The 18,525-nt window shown below is 67.3% G+C and carries 14 protein-coding genes; all 14 read left to right on the top strand.

What is annotated here, in order from left to right; genetic code table 11:
* The first annotated feature begins 3 nt into the window (after window positions 1-3).
* The 14 genes from EV656_RS00710 (at window position 4) to EV656_RS00775 (ending at window position 18,513) form a co-directional block, all read left to right on the top strand.
* Complete coding sequence (locus tag EV656_RS00710; RefSeq protein WP_132598453.1) at window positions 4-930, top strand: hypothetical protein; 927 nt, start codon at window positions 4-6, stop codon at window positions 928-930.
* Between the two features lie 49 nt (window positions 931-979).
* Complete coding sequence (locus EV656_RS00715) at window positions 980-1,774, top strand: FkbM family methyltransferase (RefSeq protein ID WP_132598455.1); 795 nt, start codon at window positions 980-982, stop codon at window positions 1,772-1,774.
* 7 nt (window positions 1,775-1,781) lie between these two features.
* The gene (locus EV656_RS00720) at window positions 1,782-2,888 is read left to right on the top strand and encodes a glycosyltransferase family 4 protein (RefSeq protein WP_132598457.1); all 1,107 of its coding nucleotides are present in this window, start codon (window positions 1,782-1,784) and stop codon (window positions 2,886-2,888) included.
* 276 nt (window positions 2,889-3,164) lie between these two features.
* Window positions 3,165-5,855 carry a hypothetical protein gene (locus tag EV656_RS00725; protein WP_132598459.1) on the top strand — a complete coding sequence of 897 codons (2,691 nt, stop codon included), beginning with the start codon at window positions 3,165-3,167 and terminating at the stop codon, window positions 5,853-5,855.
* A 359-nt stretch (window positions 5,856-6,214) separates the two neighbouring features.
* Window positions 6,215-6,772, top strand: coding sequence for a hypothetical protein (locus EV656_RS00730; protein WP_132598461.1), 558 nt, complete (start codon window positions 6,215-6,217; stop codon window positions 6,770-6,772).
* Window positions 6,773-6,966: 194 nt separating this feature from the next.
* A complete protein-coding gene (locus tag EV656_RS00735) occupies window positions 6,967-8,793 on the top strand; it encodes an ABC transporter ATP-binding protein (protein WP_200276431.1) in 1,827 nt (608 codons plus the stop codon).
* Between the two features lie 99 nt (window positions 8,794-8,892).
* On the top strand, window positions 8,893-9,768 hold the full coding sequence (locus tag EV656_RS00740) for a sulfotransferase family protein (RefSeq protein WP_132598463.1): 876 nt from the start codon (window positions 8,893-8,895) through the stop codon (window positions 9,766-9,768).
* 119 nt (window positions 9,769-9,887) lie between these two features.
* Window positions 9,888-10,745, top strand: coding sequence for a glycosyltransferase family 2 protein (locus EV656_RS00745; protein ID WP_132598465.1), 858 nt, complete (start codon window positions 9,888-9,890; stop codon window positions 10,743-10,745).
* A 7-nt stretch (window positions 10,746-10,752) separates the two neighbouring features.
* Window positions 10,753-12,765, top strand: coding sequence for an acyltransferase family protein (locus EV656_RS00750; protein ID WP_132598467.1), 2,013 nt, complete (start codon window positions 10,753-10,755; stop codon window positions 12,763-12,765).
* The gene (locus tag EV656_RS00755) at window positions 12,758-13,558 is read left to right on the top strand and encodes a glycosyltransferase (RefSeq protein ID WP_132598469.1); all 801 of its coding nucleotides are present in this window, start codon (window positions 12,758-12,760) and stop codon (window positions 13,556-13,558) included. The genes EV656_RS00750 and EV656_RS00755 overlap by 8 nt, the downstream gene beginning before the upstream one ends.
* A 12-nt stretch (window positions 13,559-13,570) precedes the next feature.
* Window positions 13,571-15,541: an asparagine synthase (glutamine-hydrolyzing) gene (gene asnB, locus EV656_RS00760; protein ID WP_132598471.1), complete on the top strand. Its 1,971-nt coding sequence runs from the start codon at window positions 13,571-13,573 to the stop codon at window positions 15,539-15,541.
* On the top strand, window positions 15,538-16,608 hold the full coding sequence (locus tag EV656_RS00765) for an EpsG family protein (protein WP_132598473.1): 1,071 nt from the start codon (window positions 15,538-15,540) through the stop codon (window positions 16,606-16,608). The genes asnB and EV656_RS00765 overlap by 4 nt, the downstream gene beginning before the upstream one ends.
* A 7-nt stretch (window positions 16,609-16,615) precedes the next feature.
* Entirely contained in the window at window positions 16,616-17,749 is a 1,134-nt protein-coding gene (locus EV656_RS00770; RefSeq protein WP_132598475.1) for a glycosyltransferase family 4 protein, read from the top strand.
* Entirely contained in the window at window positions 17,749-18,513 is a 765-nt protein-coding gene (locus EV656_RS00775; protein WP_132598477.1) for a YdcF family protein, read from the top strand. The genes EV656_RS00770 and EV656_RS00775 overlap by 1 nt, the downstream gene beginning before the upstream one ends.
* Window positions 18,514-18,525 lie beyond the last annotated feature (12 nt).

The raw sequence follows: 18,525 nt of genomic DNA on the forward strand, positions 1-18,525 counted from the left end.
GGAATGATCTATTTCTGTGTCGTCCATTGGAAGAACACCCGGTGGATCGGACGCCAGCTCAGGCATATTGCGGGCTATACGACGGGCGATTACCGGATCGCCTGCTTTCACACCGACCTGGACGGCCCCATCCCCGAGGACAGCCGGTGGCTGTTCCGCGAAGAGACCCGCATCCGCGAACACGCGACCAAGCTGGACATCCTCGCGCACGAGGTCTGCCGCCAGGGCGCCCGGGACGACGATATCCTCGTGTTCATCGACAGCGACGCCTTTCCCGTCGCGCCGTGGGAGGCGCGGCTGCTGCCCGCCCTGGATCGTCACGAACTGACCGCCGTGCAGCGGCTGGAAAACTTCGGCTCCCCGCAGCCCCATCCCTGTTTCTGCGCGACCACGGTCGGGTTCTGGCGGCGGATCGGCGGCACCTGGGCCTCGGGGCACAAATGGCGCAGCGAAACCGGCGCCAAGGTCACCGATGTCGGCGGCAACCTGCTGAAGCACCTGGAGGCCGAAAACATCGACTGGGCGCCGCTGTTGCGCTCGAACGCGTACAATCCGCATCCGCTGTGGTTCGGTCTTTATGCCGATGCGATCTATCACCACGGGGCCGGCAGCCGGGGCAAGCTGTCGCCGCAGGACCATGACCGCATCACGCAAAGGTTGTCGCGCTTGGACCACGACCGCATCATGCAACAGGCCCGAGAACGCTTCCCCCTCCGCATGAGGGTGCTGGACCGCCTGGCCGCGATCAAGGGGCGCAACCGCCTGCTTGCCCCGCTGCGCCGCGCCTTGACCCCGCAGGCCCAGATCGAACGCGACCGCGCGGCGATCGAAGCGCAGATTGCAACGCTCAGCACCTCGATAGAGGACGCCTCGGACGATAATCTTCTTACACCCGACATCTTGAACGCTATCCTGCGGTCCGGGGCATGAGCCCCAGCAAAACTGCCCCGCCGGGCCGCCCAAGACAGGGAAACCAGCCGTGACCAACCTGTTCACACGGGGAATTCGGGCCATCCGCCGCGACGGGCCGGGCGGCGTGCTGGCGCGGCTTTCGCGGCGCACCGGCCAGCGGACGAAACGGATATTCCGCGAACGCCTGCTCAGACCGACGCAGCGCATCAGCCCGTATTTCTACACCGCGCTCAATCGCAAGCTGCACGGCCACGACCGCGAAATCGGCAAGCTGGTGCAGGCGCAGGCGCTCGAGATCCAGCGCCTCTCTGCCGGGGCCGCGCACCGGCTGTTCATCGATTGCGGTGCGAACGAAGGCGCGATCCTGCGCCGCTACCGGACCGCGCTGCCGGGATTCGACTTCCTGGGGTTCGAGATCCAGAGGGACGTGATCGAACGGGCCCGAAAGGTGAACCCCGGAACCGAGATCCGGCACCAGGCGGTTGCCGGCACCCCCGGCGAGGTCGAGGTGTTCCTGTCCGAGAAATCAGGCCTGAACGTGCGCGGCGCAACGTCCATCCTGCGCCCCGAGGGCACGGGCACCCCGGCGGCCAGCTATACCGTCCCGGCGATCCGCTTTTCCGACCTGCTGGCGGAACAGCGCGCGCAGGGCTGCGATTTTATCGTCGTGAAAATGGATATCGAGGGGGCGGAATACCAGATCATTGACGACCTGCACCGGGTCTGGTCGCAAACCGGCACGCCCCTGATCGACTACCTTATGATCGAGTTTCACCCCCAAAGGCTGGACCGCCCCGAAGATAATGCCCGCTACGAGGCGCTCTTGACCGAAATGGGCGTGATCTATTCCACTTGGATCTGAACGCGCCATGCCCCCGCGCACCCCGCCCACCGTGCTGCACCTGATCCCCTATGACGGGATCGGCGGCGTCGAGGTGGCGGCGCGGTCGCTGGCGGCGGGGCCGCACGGCACGGATAGCGGCGCGCTGACCTTTGCCAAGCTGTTCCTGTCGTGCAAGGGGGGCGCGGCACACGGCCCCCATGTCTGGACCGGGCCGCAGGCGTCGGAATGGGCACCGGGGAACTATCTGGGCGCCGTTTCGGAAATCCGCCGCCGCAAGCCCGATCTGGTCATCGTTTCGCTCTGGCGGTCCTGCATCGCCGCGCTGCTGGCCAAGGCACTGCGCCCGCGGCTGCGGCTGGTGGCCTTCCTGCACCTTGCCGAATCCGTGCACCTGCCCGACCGGCTGCTGAATCGGCTGGTGATGGAACTGGCCGTGGAAATCTGGGCCGACAGCGACAGCACGCTTCGGGCGCGCCTGCCCGCAAGGCTGCGGCGCAAGGGGCGGGTGATCTCCTTCCTGACCGAGCGGATGGAGCGCGCGACACGCCCCCCTGCCAGGCCGCACTTCATCTTCTGGGGGCGGTTGCACCCGCAAAAGGGCCTGTCCCGCGCGCTGCAGATTTTCGCGGCCGTCGCGGCACGGCATACGGAGGCGCAGTTTACCCTGATCGGCCCCGACATGGGCATCCAGGCCGCGCTGCAAGAACAGGCGCGCACGCTGGGGGTGGACGACCGCGTGACCTTCGCCGGCCCGCTGGACCGGGCCGAGATCTTTCGACAGGCGGGCACGCATTGCTTTTACCTTCAGCCCAGCGTGACCGAAGGCATGGCGATGTCGGTGGTCGAGGCGATGCAACTGGGCCTGATACCGGTCGTGACGCCCGTGGGCGAAATCCCCCGCTACGCACGCGACGACGACAGCGCGCTGTTCCTGCCACCGGACGAGCCGCCCGCCACAAGCGCGGCGCGCATCGCTGACCTGCTGGCAGATCCCGCCCGGTCCGAGGCCATGGCCCGAACCGCACGGGCCGTGTGGCAGGACAGGGCGCTTTACCGCGATGATGTCCTGCGGGCCTGCCGCGCCCTGCTGGACCGGGCGAACGGGGCAACACCGCCACCCCGCGCGCGATGACGGCGGCGTATATCGCCTGAAAAATAGACAGGCACGCGCCGTGACCCCGTGTCACCCCCGTTCGGGGCCTCAACTTGTTGCCCAAGCGACACAACTGCCGCGCATCTTGTTCCGCAGGGGGCATCGCCCGCTCGAATTTCGCGGCTTGGCTTGAGGCAAATTGAACTTTGGGGTTATGGTCGCGACGAGGCTGTATCCTGACGAAGTCGACATTCGAAGAGAAAGCCCGTCCGGCATGGACTCCGGTTTCAAGGGGCTGACCATTAGAGGGCTCACATGATTGATTCCACCACCACCCCGACCCTGACGCGCGCCGCACGGCGCCCGGTCGGCGAAGTGTTCCGTTCCACAACCGCCCTGGCGATGTTGGTCATGATCGGCGCGACCGGCGCTGCATCGGCGCAACAGTGGACCGGCGTCGTCGACACCGACTACGGCACCGCCGGCAACTGGAACCCGGCTGCCGTTCCCGTCGCAGGGGACGACGTGACGATCGATGCAGGCATCGACGTCGACGTGAATGCCGCTTTCGCAGCGGACTCCCTGCTGCAATCGAGCGGGACCATGACGGTTGGCGCTGCGGGGGATATCGACTTCGTCACCGGATCGGGTGCGGTCGAGTTCCGCCACGCCGCGGCCCTTCAGATCGACGCGGGCGGCCAGATGGACGCGAACCAGTTCACCGTGTCCAACGCGGCGACGGTGTCCATCGACGGCACGCTGGCCGCGCCGACCCATGTCAAAGGCACCGGGTCGCTGGGCGTGAATGCCGGCGGCACGCTGAACGGCGACCTGTTGATGACGGGCACCGCGCCCATGGTCACGATCGCCAATGGCGGTACCCTGACGGGCACGGCCACCGTGAACCGCGGCACCCTGACCAATGACGGCGCCATCGGCGGCGGGATCGACACCACCGGCGGCGACGCCACGGTCGACGTCCAGATCGGCGCGACCGGCACTGTCGCCGGTGCGGTGACCCACGGTGCGGGCACCCTGACCAACGGCGGCGCGCTGAACGGCGGCCTCAGCGTCGGCAACGGCGCCACGGCGACCGTGACGGCGGGCGGCAGCGTGACCGGCGGCACGACCGTCAGCCTTGGCACGCTGAACCTCAACTCCGGCAGCACCACGGATGGCGTGACCTTGAACGGCGGCCAGAACGGCGGCGAGGTCAACGCCTCTGGCACGATCAATGGGCCGGTTACCGTCAATGGCGGCGAGTTCAACACCGACGGCACCATCAATGGCAATGTCGTGACGAACGGCGGCCAGATGAACGCCGAGGGCACCATCGTCGGCGACATCGACATCAATTCGGGCAGCGGCTTCTTCACCACCGGCGCGCTGACCCATACCGGCAACCTGGACAACGACGGCGGCCTTCACATCGAGGGCGGCAGCATGACCACCTCGGGGACGTTCAACAACACCGGGCAACTCTTCCTGTCCAACGGTCGGCAGATCACCTTTGGTGGCGCGATGACCAACACCGGCACGATCGGGTTGGGCGGGGGTGTGCCCGGCGCGACCACGGTGACCGTGGGCGGTTCGGTCATCGGTGGCGTCGGCAGCACGTTCGACCTGCAAAACGGCGCGGCGGGCGATGGCATCACCATCAAGGGCAACCTGACGACCGCCGGCGCCAACGCCAACACGGTTCAGGTGGACGCGGACCTGCGCGTGACCAATGCCGGCACCGCTGACGTGGTGACGGTCAACGGCACGCTGGACGGCGCCGTGGTCATCGACGTCGACTCGATCCTGACCGGCGGTGTCTACACGCTTCAGGAAACGCCGATCACGATCATGGATGCCAACGCCTTTGGCGGCACCATGTCCTATCAGCTGACCGGCGACCTGCCGACCAATACCGGCCTGGTTCTCTACAGCCTGATCGACGACCCTGCGGCCGCCGATATCCAGCTGTTCAGCGAACTGAACCCGGCCCTGGGCGGCGTCGCGGGGACCATCGCGTCGGTGGAGGGCCTGCTGTCGACCACGGGGAACCGTCCCTCTGGCGCCTATGTCAGCGGTATCGCCTACGATGCCCCGGGCAACTGCAGCACCGGAAGCTGGGCACGCGTCAGCGGCGGCCGGATCGATGCCGACACGGTGACCAACAACGGGACCACCGCGTCCAAGTCGCTGGGCCGTGTCGAATATGCGGGCATTCAGGGCGGCCTGGACTTCGGCTGCTTTGAGGCCTTCGATGGCGGCTGGGACATTTCCGGCGGCCTGCTGATCGGCATGAACACCGGGAACACGGGCCAACAGGCCACCGTGGGCACCCCCGCCGTGACCACGATCACCGCCAGCGATTTCGACCAGTACTTCTTCGGCGGCTATGTGGCCGCGACCTCGGGGAACTGGTCGGGCGAACTGCAACTGCGCCAGGCCAACACCGACTACACCTTCAGCAACATCGCGCTGGATATGCGCGATGCCGACGTCGATTCCGAAAGCACGTCGCTCAGCGGCAGCATGACCTACCGGATCGACATGCAGAACGGTCTGGCCCTGCTGCCCAGCGTGGGCTTCAACCTGACGCGCAGCTCGACCGGCGCGCTGTTCTTCGAGGACGCCGGTGGCACCACCCTGGGCCGCCTGGACCTGAGCGACCACACCTACAAGACCGGGTTTGTGGGCGCCACGCTGAGCAACACCACCGTGAACGAAGCGGCGATGTCGGCCACCAACGCCTTTGCCACGGCGACCTACCACGTCGACTTCAGCGGCGATCGGGCCAGCCGGTTCACATCGTTCGACGGTGTGACCTCGGCGAAACTGACCACCGGAGAGGTGGGCGACTTCGCCGAGCTGAGCGCAGGCTTCAACCACGTTCAGGTTCTCAGCAACACGCCCGGGCAGATCCGCCAGGTCAACTACGGCTTCCGTGCGGACTACCGCTTTGGCGGCGATGTCCAGGGCATGGGCCTGACCGGTCAGATGCGCCTGCAGTTCTGATCGCCTGAGCAGGACGAAAAAGGGGGCCCCGGCACAGCGCGTGCCGGGGCCCTTTCCATGCCGGGGACCGGGCCCCGCCCGATCTGTTCCGCCCCCCTATAGAGCGGTTGCACCGCACACGGTCCGGCGATACGGTCTGCCGCGAAACGGGTCCGTCGCCATCGCAAGGCCGGCATCGGCGGATCAAACTGGTTCAGGCCCGCCCGCACGAATACATTTTCAAAAAATCAAACGAACAAGGCGACTTGATGGAACTTTTCAGCCTCGACAGGTTCAGGAAAAGGATCCGCCGGGCCCGCAGAAACGGGGCGGGTCGCGTACTTATCACCGGGACCGGGCGGTCGGGCACGACGTTCATCATGCGCGTCTTCACCCAGCTTGGCCTGGACACCGGGTTTACCACGGCCGACCTGGAAAACGTCGAGAAGAACGTCGGCAAGGCCGGGCTGGAAAAGAGCCTGAACAAGGACACGATCCGGTTCCGCCCGGAAATCATCAAGACCCCGCACGCAGTCGATATCGTGGACGACGCGCTGGCCGAGGGCTGGCTGAAACTGGACCTGTGCATTGTCCCGATCCGCGAATTGTCCGCTGCAGCCTCCAGCCGGGTCGCGGTGACAGAGCGTGCGCGCCAATCCGGGCTAGACCTGACCAAGACCCCCGGCGGGCTGTGGAAGACCGACCACGAAGAGGGGCAGTTGGCCGCGCTGGCCGAGAGTTTCTACACCCTGGCCTATGCGCTGGTGAAACACGAAATCCCGGTCATTTTCGCGGAATTCCCCCGGATCGCGCAGGATGAGGCCTATTTCATCAAGGTCTTCGGCCCCGTTCTACACCAGCGTTACGGGGTCAGCACGGCCAGGATCCGCGACGCGTGGAGAAGCGAAGTCCGCCCCGAATTCATCACCTGCAAATAGGATCGTCGATCCCTGCAACGCAAACGCCCTTGGCACGCCTGCACCGTTTCGCATCAGGGTCGCGTGACGGGGATGAAACCGCAGGCGCCGCAGATCGGGCCTATCGACCTGCCAGGGGCGATGGTGTATTCCGCCCGCATTGAACAGGCGCCCCGCCGACCGGACCGAGGGCGCAACATTGCCGGAGCGAACCCATGACCAGCACACAGCAGACATGGCGGCAGGCCTGGAACCTTCTTACCCCGCCAGAGCGCCGCAAGGCCCTGCGCGTGCTGGGGGTCATCATCCTGTCCGCGCTGTCCTCTGCGATCATGGTGGTCTCGATCCTGCCGTTTCTGGCGGTCCTTTCCGACCCCACGCGCATCCACCGCAACGCGACCTTCAACCGCCTCTACGAAATGTTCGGCTTCACCTCGGATTTCGGCTTTCTGGTCGGGCTCGGCCTCAGCTCTCTTGGGGTCATCTTGCTGAGCAATGCCCTGCAAATGTTGAAGGTCTACGTAATCACCGATTTTTCCTACCGGCAGGTGCACCTGGTCAGTTACCGCCTGCTGGGCAACTACCTGCGCCAGCCCTACGAATTCTTCCTGAACACCCATACCAGCGACATGAACAAGAGCGTCCTGTCGGAATCCAACCAGTTGGTGACCCAGTTCTTTCGGCCGCTTGCCGAACTGGTGGGCGCGGTGCTGTCCGCCCTGGCCATCCTGTTCGTGGTCATCGCCGTGAACCCCATCGTGGCTGGTACTGCGTTGCTGTTGTTGGGGGGCATCTACGGCATAATCTACGGCTCGGCCCGGGCGATGCTGCACCGTTTCGGGCGGGAACGGGTGCACCTGAACAAGATGCGTTTCCGTGCCAGCGCCGAGGCCCTGCACGGCATCAAGGACATCAAGCTGTTGGGGCGCGAGGCCGCCTATCTGCAACGGTTCGAGCACCCTTCGGAAACGATGGTAGAGAACCAGCGCAAGGTGGCCTTCATCTCTTCGCTGCCGCAATTCGCGGTGCAATCGGTGGCCTTCGGCGGCATCATCCTCTTGTGCCTGCTGCTGGTCGACCCCACCGCCTATGAAACCGGGGCGCCGCTGGGCGACCTGCTGCCGCTGATCGGCGTCTTTGCCTTCGCGGGGCAAAAGATCCTGCCGGAGCTGGCCAAGATCTACAACAACTTCTCCAAGCTGCAATACGGGCGCGGGGTTCTGGAAAGCCTGACCGGCGATTTCGAACGCACCGCTGGCGGGCGCCCCCTGCCCGATCAGCCGCCCTCGGGGATCGGGCTGCGCGACCGGCTGGAACTGGACGGCATTTCCTACGCCTACCCCAACGCCGACGGGGCTGGGCTGCGCGACATCTCGCTGACCATCCGCAAGGGCGAGCGTATCGGCATCGTCGGCAGTACCGGCGCGGGCAAGACCACGCTGGCCGATATCGTCCTGGGGCTGCTGGAACCGCAATCGGGCACGCTGCGCGCCGACGGCACGCCAATCACCCCCGAGAACCTGCGCGCCTGGCAACAAAGCGTGGGCTATGTCCCGCAGGACATTTTCCTCAGCGATTCCAGCATTGCCGAGAATATCGCCCTGGGCGTGCCCCCCCGTCAGGTGAACAGCGACCGCGTGATTCATTGCGCGCAACTGGCGCAGTTGCACGATTTCATCCTGTCGGACCTGCCCGAGGGCTATGAAACCAAGATCGGCGAACGCGGCGTGCGCCTGTCGGGGGGGCAGCGCCAGCGCATCGGGATCGCGCGCGCGCTGTATCACGCGGCGGACCTGATCGTGTTCGACGAGGCAACCAGCGCGCTGGACAACCTGACCGAGCGCGACGTGATGGCCGCGATATCCGCCCTGCCCGACGACAAGACGATCATGATGATCGCGCACCGCCTCAGCACCGTGCGCCAGTGCGACCGCATCGTGGTGCTGCACCGCGGCCAGCTGGAAGGGGTCGGCACCTGGGACGCGCTGATGGCCGAGAACCCGCATTTCCGCCGCATCGTCGAGGTAAGCGAAACCGCCTGAGCCGCCGCAGGGGGCGCGTTTTCACCTGCGCCGCGGGTCCAGGGGTGGTATACGGCTGTTGCGCAAGCGGCCCGGCCACAGCAGAGTGACAGACCAGCCATGAACGTCCCAGACCCGGCAAGTGTGGACTACCTGTGCAACCTGCTGATCCCCGGCGCCCCCAAAAGCGGCACCAGCACCCTGCACGCCGCGCTGGCCACCCATCCGCATATCTGCATGAGCCGCCCCAAGGAACCCTGGCTCTTTTTCCGCGCCGATTCCGGGGTGGAACGCCACAACGCGCTGTTCGCCCATGCCCAGGCGGACGCGCGCGTTTTCGGCGAAAGCTCTCAGGGGTATTTCGCCGACGCGCCGTCGATGGACCGCATCGCCGCCTGCCTGAAACGGCCGCGGATCATCCTGTTGCTGCGTCATCCCGTGGACCGGGCCCTGTCGCAATACCGTTACGACCTGCGCCGCGGGATCGAGACCGATCCGCTGGACGTGGCCCTTCGCAACCGGGGCGAAGATTCCTCTTACGTCTATGACACGCGCATCTCTTTCTACCGCAGCGTGGGGGGCTACCTTGCGTTTTCGCGCTATGCCCGAATCGTGCCAGAGTGGCAGCGCCGCTTTGGCGGGGAAAACGTCCTGCTGCTGCGGGCAGAGGATTTTCACGCCACCCCCGCGGCGGTTCTGGCCCGCTGCCACCGCTTCCTGGGGCTTACGCCGCTCGAACAGGCCCCGCCCCCCGCACGCAATGCCACCACCGGCACGCAGCGCAAGGTAATGCCCGGCCCGATCCGCGCCGCCGCCCGGCTGGTGCCCGGCGGGCTGAAATCCTCGGCCCTCTATCGCCGCTTGCGCGGCAGCGTGCTGCAGGGGATCACCCCGGCGATGCCCGACGCCCCGGACGAGGCATCGCTGCGCCTGCTGCGCGACGCACTGCAAGAAGACATCGCCTTTCATGCCGGGCTGTCGTCCACCGCCGACTAAGGCGCCATGCCGCCCGCACCTGCCCGGGAAAACGTCTTGGCTAGTGCCTTTCCGGCCGCCACAAACGCCTGTATCAAACGCCTCAGAACCGCGGCCATCGCAAGGAGTTCCGCCGGATCATGGATATCGTCGCCGTCCTCGCCATGCGCAACGAAAAAGCATATCTTGCCAACGCGTTGCAGCACCTGATCGACAACGGCATCCGCTACGCGATCCTGGACAACGATTCGGACGACGGCAGCCCCGAGTTGCTGAAGGAAGACCGCTTTCGTCGCCATCTGGTCGACTACCGGACCTTTCCCTATAACGGCATCTACGAGTGGCAGGCGATCCTGGAAACCAAGCAGGCCATGTATGAACAGCTGGCCGACAGTGTCGACTGGCTGATGCATATCGACCCCGACGAATACGTCCATTCCTACCGCCCCGGCGAACGGCTGGACGAGGCCATCGCCCGGATCGCCGAAACCGGGGCTGACGCAATCAATTTCGACGAGTTCGTGTTCCTGCCGGTCGAAACCGACTACATCCCCGGCCATCCGGGCGTTCAGCCCCTGCGCCACTACTACTATTTTTCCCACGGCACGCCGCAAAAGATCAACGCCTGGCGCGCCGCGCTGCGGCCCGACAAGGTGCGCAGCGGCGGGCACAAGCTGCACGGGGTCGACTATCGCCTGGCCGACGAAACGCTGGCGATGCGCCATTACATGTTCACCGATCAGGACCATGCCTATCGGAAATACACGCAGCGCCGTTTTGCCCAGGCAGAGCTGAAACGCGGCTGGCACGTGAACCGCGCCAATGCGGGGCGGGCGGCCTACCGCTTTCCTTCGCCCGGCCGACTGAAGGCGCTGGCCGACCCGGCAGACCGCGACCTGTCGCGCGCCGATCCCAAGCCGGTCCATTACTGGCAATGGGGCGCGCGGGCCTGGATGCAACGCAAGGCGCGCGGGCTGGCGCGGCGCCTTAAAGGCTAGGCCGGGCATGACCGGCTACCGCCCCGAGATCGACGGCCTGCGGGCCTTTGCCGTGCTGCCGGTGATCCTGTTTCACGCGGGCTTTGCCGGCTTTTCGGGGGGTTTTGTGGGCGTGGACGTGTTCTTCGTCATCTCGGGCTACCTGATCACCTCGATCCTGCTGCGCGAACACGAGGCGGGCAGCTTCTCGATCTGGCGGTTCTGGGAACGGCGCGCGCGGCGCATCTTGCCCGCGCTTTACCTGGTGATGGCGGTCACGGTTCCGCTGGCCTGGATGCTGATGCTGCCCGACCAGTACCAGGCCTATGCCCGATCGCTGATCGCGGTCAGCGTCTTTGCCTCTAACATCCTGTTTTGGCAAGAAAGCGGCTATTTCGCCGCCGCATCCGAGGAAAAGCCGCTGCTGCACACCTGGAGCCTGGCGGTCGAGGAACAGTATTACATCTTTTTCCCGCTGGCGATGCTGCTGCTCTGGCGGTTCGGGCGGCGGGCGGTGTTTTTCGGAATCGCGCTGGTCCTGCTGGTCAGCCTCGGACTCAGCCAGTATGCCGCTTCGGCCTCGCCAGCGGCGAATTTCTTCCTTCTGCCGACCCGCGCCTGGGAACTGATGGCCGGGGCGCTGTGCGCGCTATGGCTCAGCCGACGGCGGGCACGGGGCAGCGATCTGCTGGCTGGGCTGGGGCTGGTCCTGATCCTGGCGGCGGTGGTTCTTTACGATGAAACGACGCCCTTCCCCTCGCTCTACGGGCTGGCGCCGGTGGGCGGTACCGCGCTGATCGTGCTTTTCGCCTGGCCGGGCGGGCGGGTTGCGCAGCTTTTGGCGTGGCGGCCGATCGTCGCCGTGGGGCTGGTCAGCTACAGCGCATATCTCTGGCACCAGCCACTTTTCGCCTTTGCCCGGATCGGCCTGCCCGCCCCGCCGCCGGGTTGGGTCATGCTGGGTCTGTCGGCGCTGTCGCTGGGGCTGGCCGCGCTCAGCTGGCGCTTCGTGGAACAGCCCTTCCGCAACCGGCATGGCCTGTTCCGCGGCAAGCGGCTGGCGCTGGCGCTGGTGCCGGCGGTCGCGCTGATGGTCGCGGCGGGTGCACAAGGAGAGCTGACCGAGGGCCGGCGCGCGTCCTGGCTGGCCTCTGCCCCACCCGCGCAGGCGCAGATGTATCGCCTGTACGAAACCGCCCGCGCAGGCGGCGCCGACCTGATCCGCGACCCCAACCTGCGCTGCGTGATCCAGATCACCTCGGCGGTGTCGGCGCAGGCACGGCTGGAACGCTGCTATCGCCAGCACGGGCCCGGCCTGCTGGTGGTGGGCGACAGCCATTCGCGCATGGTCATGCCCGCGCTGCAACGGCTGACCGGGCGGCCCTTCGTGGTGACGCTGGCGCAGGGCGGCTGCCGCCCCTTTACCGGGCGCAGCGATTGCCACTACCCCGCGCAACTGCCCGCCCTTATCGCCGAGCGGCCCGAGATGTTCTCGCACATCGTCTACCACAACGCCGCGCAGGCGTTGCTGGATGACGGTACGCCGCTGTCAGGCGAACGCACCATGTTCGAACGCTATGGCCCCGAGGAACCCATGCCCCCCTTCCGGCCAGATGCCGGACGGACCGCGGCGGTGCGTGCCTTTCTGGACAGACTGGTGGTTCCGGGCGGGCCGCAAGTGATCTGGCTGGGGCCGCAGATCGGCCATTACCTGCCAATCCGCACCCTGATCCGGCGCGGCTGTACGGCCCGGTGGCACCTGCGCCCAGGCCAGGCCGACAGCTTTGTCGCGCTGGACCGGGCCATTGCGCAGGCGATGGCCGCACCTGCGCAGATCGCGGGCGGACCGAACCCCGCCTACCTGCCGCTGATCCCGCTGATGCATTTCGATCCGGGCAGCGATATCGTTTCATGCGACGCGCTTTACTGGATCGACGGGCACCACTGGTCGCAAGCGGGGATTTCCCGGTTCGGCCCACGCCTCGCGCCGCTGGCAGAAATGTTGCAAGAGACCGAAAACGGAGCCGCCCGCGATGACTGAGATCACCCATCTGCTGATTACCCGGTTCAATCTGAACTACGGCGATCTCTACCCCTATTCCGAGGCGTGGATGGATCACCGGATGGGCCTGTTCGAGCGCTACTGCCTGCCCTCGGTCGCACGGCAGAGTTGCACCGGCTTTCGCTGGCTGGTCTTTTTCGACCGCGACCGCACCCGCCCGCGCGAGGCGGCGGTGCGCGCCTTGCTGGACCGTCCCGGCTGGGCCCCGGTCTTCGTCGACAGCCCCTCGGAGATGATCGAGAGCCTGCGCGCACAGGCGCCCGCGCAGGGCCTGTTCCTGACAACACGGCTGGACAACGACGACGCCCTGCACCCGGATTTCGTGGCCGATGTGCAGGCCCGCGCCCGCATGCTGGCCGACCGGCCCGCTACGCTGCCCGCGATCGTGGATGCGCCGCTGGCCACCTGGTGGCAAGAGGGCACGGCACGCGCGCGGCAATACCGCTCGCAGATGGTCACGCCCTTTGCCACGATGGTGGAACGTCCCGGCCCCCAGGGCTGGGAAACAGGCGCATGGGGGACCGGCCCGCGCACCGTGTTCATTGCGCGGCACGAAAACCTGGATAAGCGCGTGGCCCATGTCGACCGGCTGGAGGCCCCGCGGGGGCTGACAGTGCTGCACGGGCAGAACGTGTCGAACGGGCGCAGCCGCTTTGGCGGGGCGGCGGGCTGGCTGGCCAAGCGGGTGCGGAACTGGCGCGACCGCAAAAGCTATCTGAACCGACAGGACACCGCAGCCCTGCTGCGCGATTTCGGGCTGGCGGCGAACTAGGGGCGCGGGCGGATGTGCGGCTTTACGGCAATCCTGACCGCTGAACCGGGCGCTGCGCTGCCCGCGGCCGCGGACATCCGCGCGATGACCGATGCGCTGGCCCATCGCGGCCCCGATGCCGAGGGGCATTGGTCCGATCCGGCCGCCGGAATCGCGCTTGGGCACCGGCGGCTGTCGATCCTCGACCTTTCCGAGGCGGGCGCGCAGCCCATGCACTCGGCCTGCGGGCGGTACGCGCTGGCCTTTAACGGCGAAATCTACAACCACCCCGCGCTGCGCGAGGAACTGGCCGCTGCGGGGCATGCCCCCGGCTGGCGCGGGCAGTCCGACACCGAAACGCTGCTGGCCCTGATCGCGGCGCGCGGCCTGGCCGGGGCGCTGCGCGCCACGCGGGGTATGTTCGCGCTGGCGCTGTGGGACCGACAGGACAGAACGCTGTCCCTCGCCCGCGACCGGATGGGGGAAAAGCCCCTGTATTACGGGCAGATCGGCGGGGTCTGGGCCGCGGCCTCGGAACTGCATGCGCTGCGCTGCCTGCCCGGTTGCCCGCAGGGCACCGACCGCGCCGCCGTCGCCGCCTATCTGGCGCGCGGCTACGTTCCCGAAGGGATGTCCATCCATGCCGGGATCACCAAGCTGGCGCCGGGGCGGATGGTGGTGCTGCGCGCAGGCGCGGCGCCCGAAGAAAGCATTTTCGAGTATTTCGCCGCGCTGGCCGCGCAGGGCCGCGCCGCCCCCATGCCCGGCGACGCACAGGCCCGCAGCGCCGCGCTGGAGGAAATCCTGCGCGGGGCGGTCGGCGCACAGATGATTTCCGACGTGCCCCTGGGCTGTTTCCTGTCCGGGGGCGTGGACAGTTCGCTGGTGGCCGCGCTGATGCAGGCGGACAGCGCCCGGCAGGTGGAAACCTTCTCTGTCGGGTTCAGCGACGCGCGGTTCGACGAATCCCCTCATGCCGCGGCGGTGGCCCGGCATCTGGGCACGGCCCATACCGCCTTTCGCCTGTCCGAGGCCGAGGCGCTGGCCGTCATCCCCGACCTGCCGCATATCTATGACGAGCCTTTCGCCGACAGTTCCCAGATCCCGACCGCGCTGTTGTGCCGGGCCGCGCGCAGCCGGGTGACGGTGGCGCTGACCGGCGACGGCGCGGACGAATTGTTCGGCGGCTATAACCGCCACGTTCTGGGGCCCCGCCTGTGGCGGCTGCTGGCGCCACTGCCGCGGCCGCTGCGCCGTCCGCTGGGCCGCGCGCTGGCCGGGCTGGAGGGGCTGGGCACCGCCGACCGCGCCGGACGCCTGCACACGCTGGCCAAGCAGCTGGGCCTGCCGGTCACGCTGCTGGACAAGCTGGCGCGCCTGGGGGGCATCGTCGCCGCAGCGGACGGGCTGCCCGCGCTTTACACCCATCTGACGCGCGGCTTTCTCGATCCCGCCGCGATCATGGCACCGCCCCCCGGCGCACCGGTGGCGGACCCGCCGCTGCCCGCTACACTGGCCGGGCTGACGGGGGCTGAGTGGCTGATGGCACAGGACAGCCTGGGTTATCTGCCCGGCGACATCCTGACCAAAGTGGACCGCGCCGCGATGGCGACCTCTCTGGAAACCCGTGCACCCTTCCTGGACCCGCAGGTGGTGCGGGCCGCTTGGTCGCTGGCGCCCGGCGACCGGATCGACGGCAAACGCGGCAAGGCAATCCTGCGCGGCATCCTGGCACGCCATGTGCCCGGCGATCTGGTCGAGCGGCCCAAGCAGGGCTTTGCCGTACCGCTGGACCGTTGGCTACGCGAAGGGCTGCGCGACTGGGCCGAGGCCCTGCTGACGCGCGACACCCTGCTGGACGCCGCCGGGCTGGATCGCGGCCCCGTCGCCGCGCTGTGGACCCGGCACCAGGCCCGGCACGGCAACGAGGGGCAAAAACTGTGGACCTTGCTGATGCTGCTGGCCTGGCTGGAGCGTGACGCAGGCAAGAAGGGGCCCGCATGATCCCCTACTGGATCCTCTTCATGATCCCCGCATTGGCCGCACTGAATGCCGGGCCAACCCGCCGTGTGCGCCAGGACGGCACGCGACACACCCGGTTCAGCGCGGCCTGGTTCCTGATCCTGTTTGCCCTGACCCTGATGATCGGCTTGCGCTACCGGGTCGGCGGCGATTGGGGCGCCTATTTCGACTATCTCGACCATGCCCGCTATTTCAGCCTCATGGACTCGCTGACGCAGGACGATCCGGGCTATCGCCTGCTGAACGAGCTGGGCCTGCTGACCGGGTTGGACATGCTCTTCGTCAACACGGTCTCAGGGCTGTTGTTCTCGATCGGGCTGATTGCGTTCTGCCGCAGCTTGCCCCGGCCCTGGCTGGGGCTGACCGTAGCGGTGCCATATCTGGTGGTCGTTGTCAGCATGGGCTACACGCGGCAGTCGATTGCCATCGGCCTGGTGATGATCGGGCTGGTGGCCCTGGGCCGGCGCCGCGCGATTACCTTTATCCTGTGGGTCATGCTGGCCGCCCTGTTCCACAAAAGCGCGGTGATCATGCTGCCCATCGTGGCGCTGACGGCCACGCAAAACCGCTGGCTGATCATCCTTCTGGTCGGCATTACGGGGGCGATCGGTTATCAGGTCATCCTGGCGGATAGTTCCGAAAGGCTGATCCGCAACTATGTCGAGGCGGAATATGCCTCGACCGGCGCGCTGATCCGACTGACGATGAACGTGGTGCCCGCCGCGCTGTTCATTCTCTATCGCAAACGCATCCGCATCAACCTGGCCGAGTACAAGGTCTGGCGCCTGTTCTCGCTGATCTCGCTTGCGATGTTCTTTATGTATTTCACGACATCGGCCAGCACGGCGCTGGACCGCGTCGCGCTGTACATGATCCCGTTGCAGATGTTCGTCTTTGCGCACCTGCCCGACCTGATGGGCCGTTATAACGGACGCAACAGCGGGTTGGTGTTCCTGATCACGCTTTACGCGGCAACGATCCTGATGGTCTGGCTGGGCTTTGGCACGTTCTCAAGGGCCTGGGTGCCATACCGCATGTGGCTGGGGTGATATCACGATGACCGTCCCTGCCCCGCTGCATCTGATGATTACGGTCAACGCCGCCTGGAACCTGGTGAATTTCCGGCGGGGGCTGATCGCCGCGCTGCTGGCCGACGGGCACCGCGTGACGGTTCTTGCCCCCCCGGACGAGGCCACGGCCACGCTTTCGGCGATGGGCTGTCGCGTCGTGCCGCTGAGGATGGACCGCAAGGGCCTGTCGCCGCTGCGCGACGCGGGGCTGATGCTGCGGTTCTGGCGCCACATGGGGCGCGAAAGGCCCGACGCGGTGCTGAGCTATACGATCAAGAACAACATCTTCGGGGCGCTGGCCGCGCGGCTCCGCGGGATCCCCTTCGTGCCGAACGTGACCGGGCTGGGCACGGCCTTTCTGTCGGGGCGGGCCCTGCAACGGCTGGTCGAAACCCTGTATCGCACCGCCTTTGCAGGGGTTCCGGTGGTTTTCTTCCAGAACGGCGACGACCGGGCGCTGTTTCTTGATCGGAACCTGCTGCGTTCGGAACAAGCACGGCTGCTGCCCGGCTCGGGCATCGACACGGGGCGTTTCGCCCCCGCACCCCTGCCCGGCACCGCCCCCGAGGCGCCCGTCTTTCTGATGATCGCTCGGGTGCTGCGCGACAAGGGCGTCGAGGAATACGTGCAGGCCGCCCGCCGCATCCGCGCCGATTGGCCCGGCGCACGGTTCCGGCTGCTGGGTCCACTGGGCGCAGAGAACCGCACCGCCATTCCCCGCGAAACGGTCGAAGCCTGGCAGGCCGAGGGCGCCATCGACTATCTGGGCGCAGTGCCCGATGTCCGCCCGGTGATCGCCGCGGCCGATTGCATCGTGCTGCCCTCCTACCGCGAGGGGATGCCCCGCACCCTGCTGGAGGCTGCCGCGATGGCCCGCCCGGTGATCGCCACCGACGTGCCGGGCTGCCGCGATGCGCTGGTGGATGGTGAAACCGGGTTCCTGTGCGCCGTGCGGGACGGCGACAGCCTGGCGCGGGCCTGTGCCCGTTTCATTGCGCTGACCCCACAGGAACGCGCCGCGATGGGAACGGCCGGGCGCACCCGGATCGAGCGCGATTTCGACGAACGCCACGTGATCGCGGCCTACCGCGAGGTGTTGGCCCGGATTGCAGGCCGGTGATGGGCACGGTGGCAATACTGCTGCGCCAGGCCGTGGGCATCGCCCTGTCGCCTGTGGCATGGCTGCTGGCCGGGCTGGCCCTGGCACTGGTGCTGGTCTGGCGGGGGCGCCTGCGGGGCGCGCGGTGGCTGCTGGCCGGGCTGTTCGCGGGGCTGCTGGCGATCAGCCTGGTGCCACTGGGCCACCCCATGTTGGCCGCGCGCGAGGCACAGCATCCCGCCAACCCGGTGCTGGACCAAATCGACGGCATCATCCTGCTGGGCGGGGCCGAGCGGCCCGCCGTCAGTGCCCGCTGGAACCGCCCCGAGTTGAACGAGGCCGCCGACCGCGTGATCGCAGTGGCCACATTGGCGCGGCGATTTCCGGGGGTGCCCGTTCTGGTGACAGGTGGCCACGGCGCCCCGCCAACCCCCAGCGAAGCCGCGATCAGCGCTGCGATCCTGCGCGACCTTGGGCTGGACCCGGCGCGCCTGATCCTGGAACAGCGCGCCCGCAACACCGCCGAAAACGCCCGCCTTGGTCTGGCCCGCGTGCGGCCGGCCCCCGGTGCACGCTGGATTCTGGTCACCTCAGCCGGTCACATGCCGCGCGCCCTGGCGGAATTCAGGGCCGCCGGCTGGCCCGCGCCGATCCCCTACCCGGTGGATTACCGCAGCACGGGCTGGGCCGATGCCACCGGCTGGCACCCCTACCGCAACATGGCGCAGCTGCATGCGGCCCTGCACGAGATCGTGGGCCAGCTTGCCGCACACATGACCGACTAGCCCCCGGGCCGG

The sequence above is a fragment of the Rhodovulum adriaticum genome (genome assembly GCF_004345735.1).
GTDB classification, from domain to species: Bacteria; Pseudomonadota; Alphaproteobacteria; order Rhodobacterales; family Rhodobacteraceae; genus Rhodovulum; species Rhodovulum adriaticum.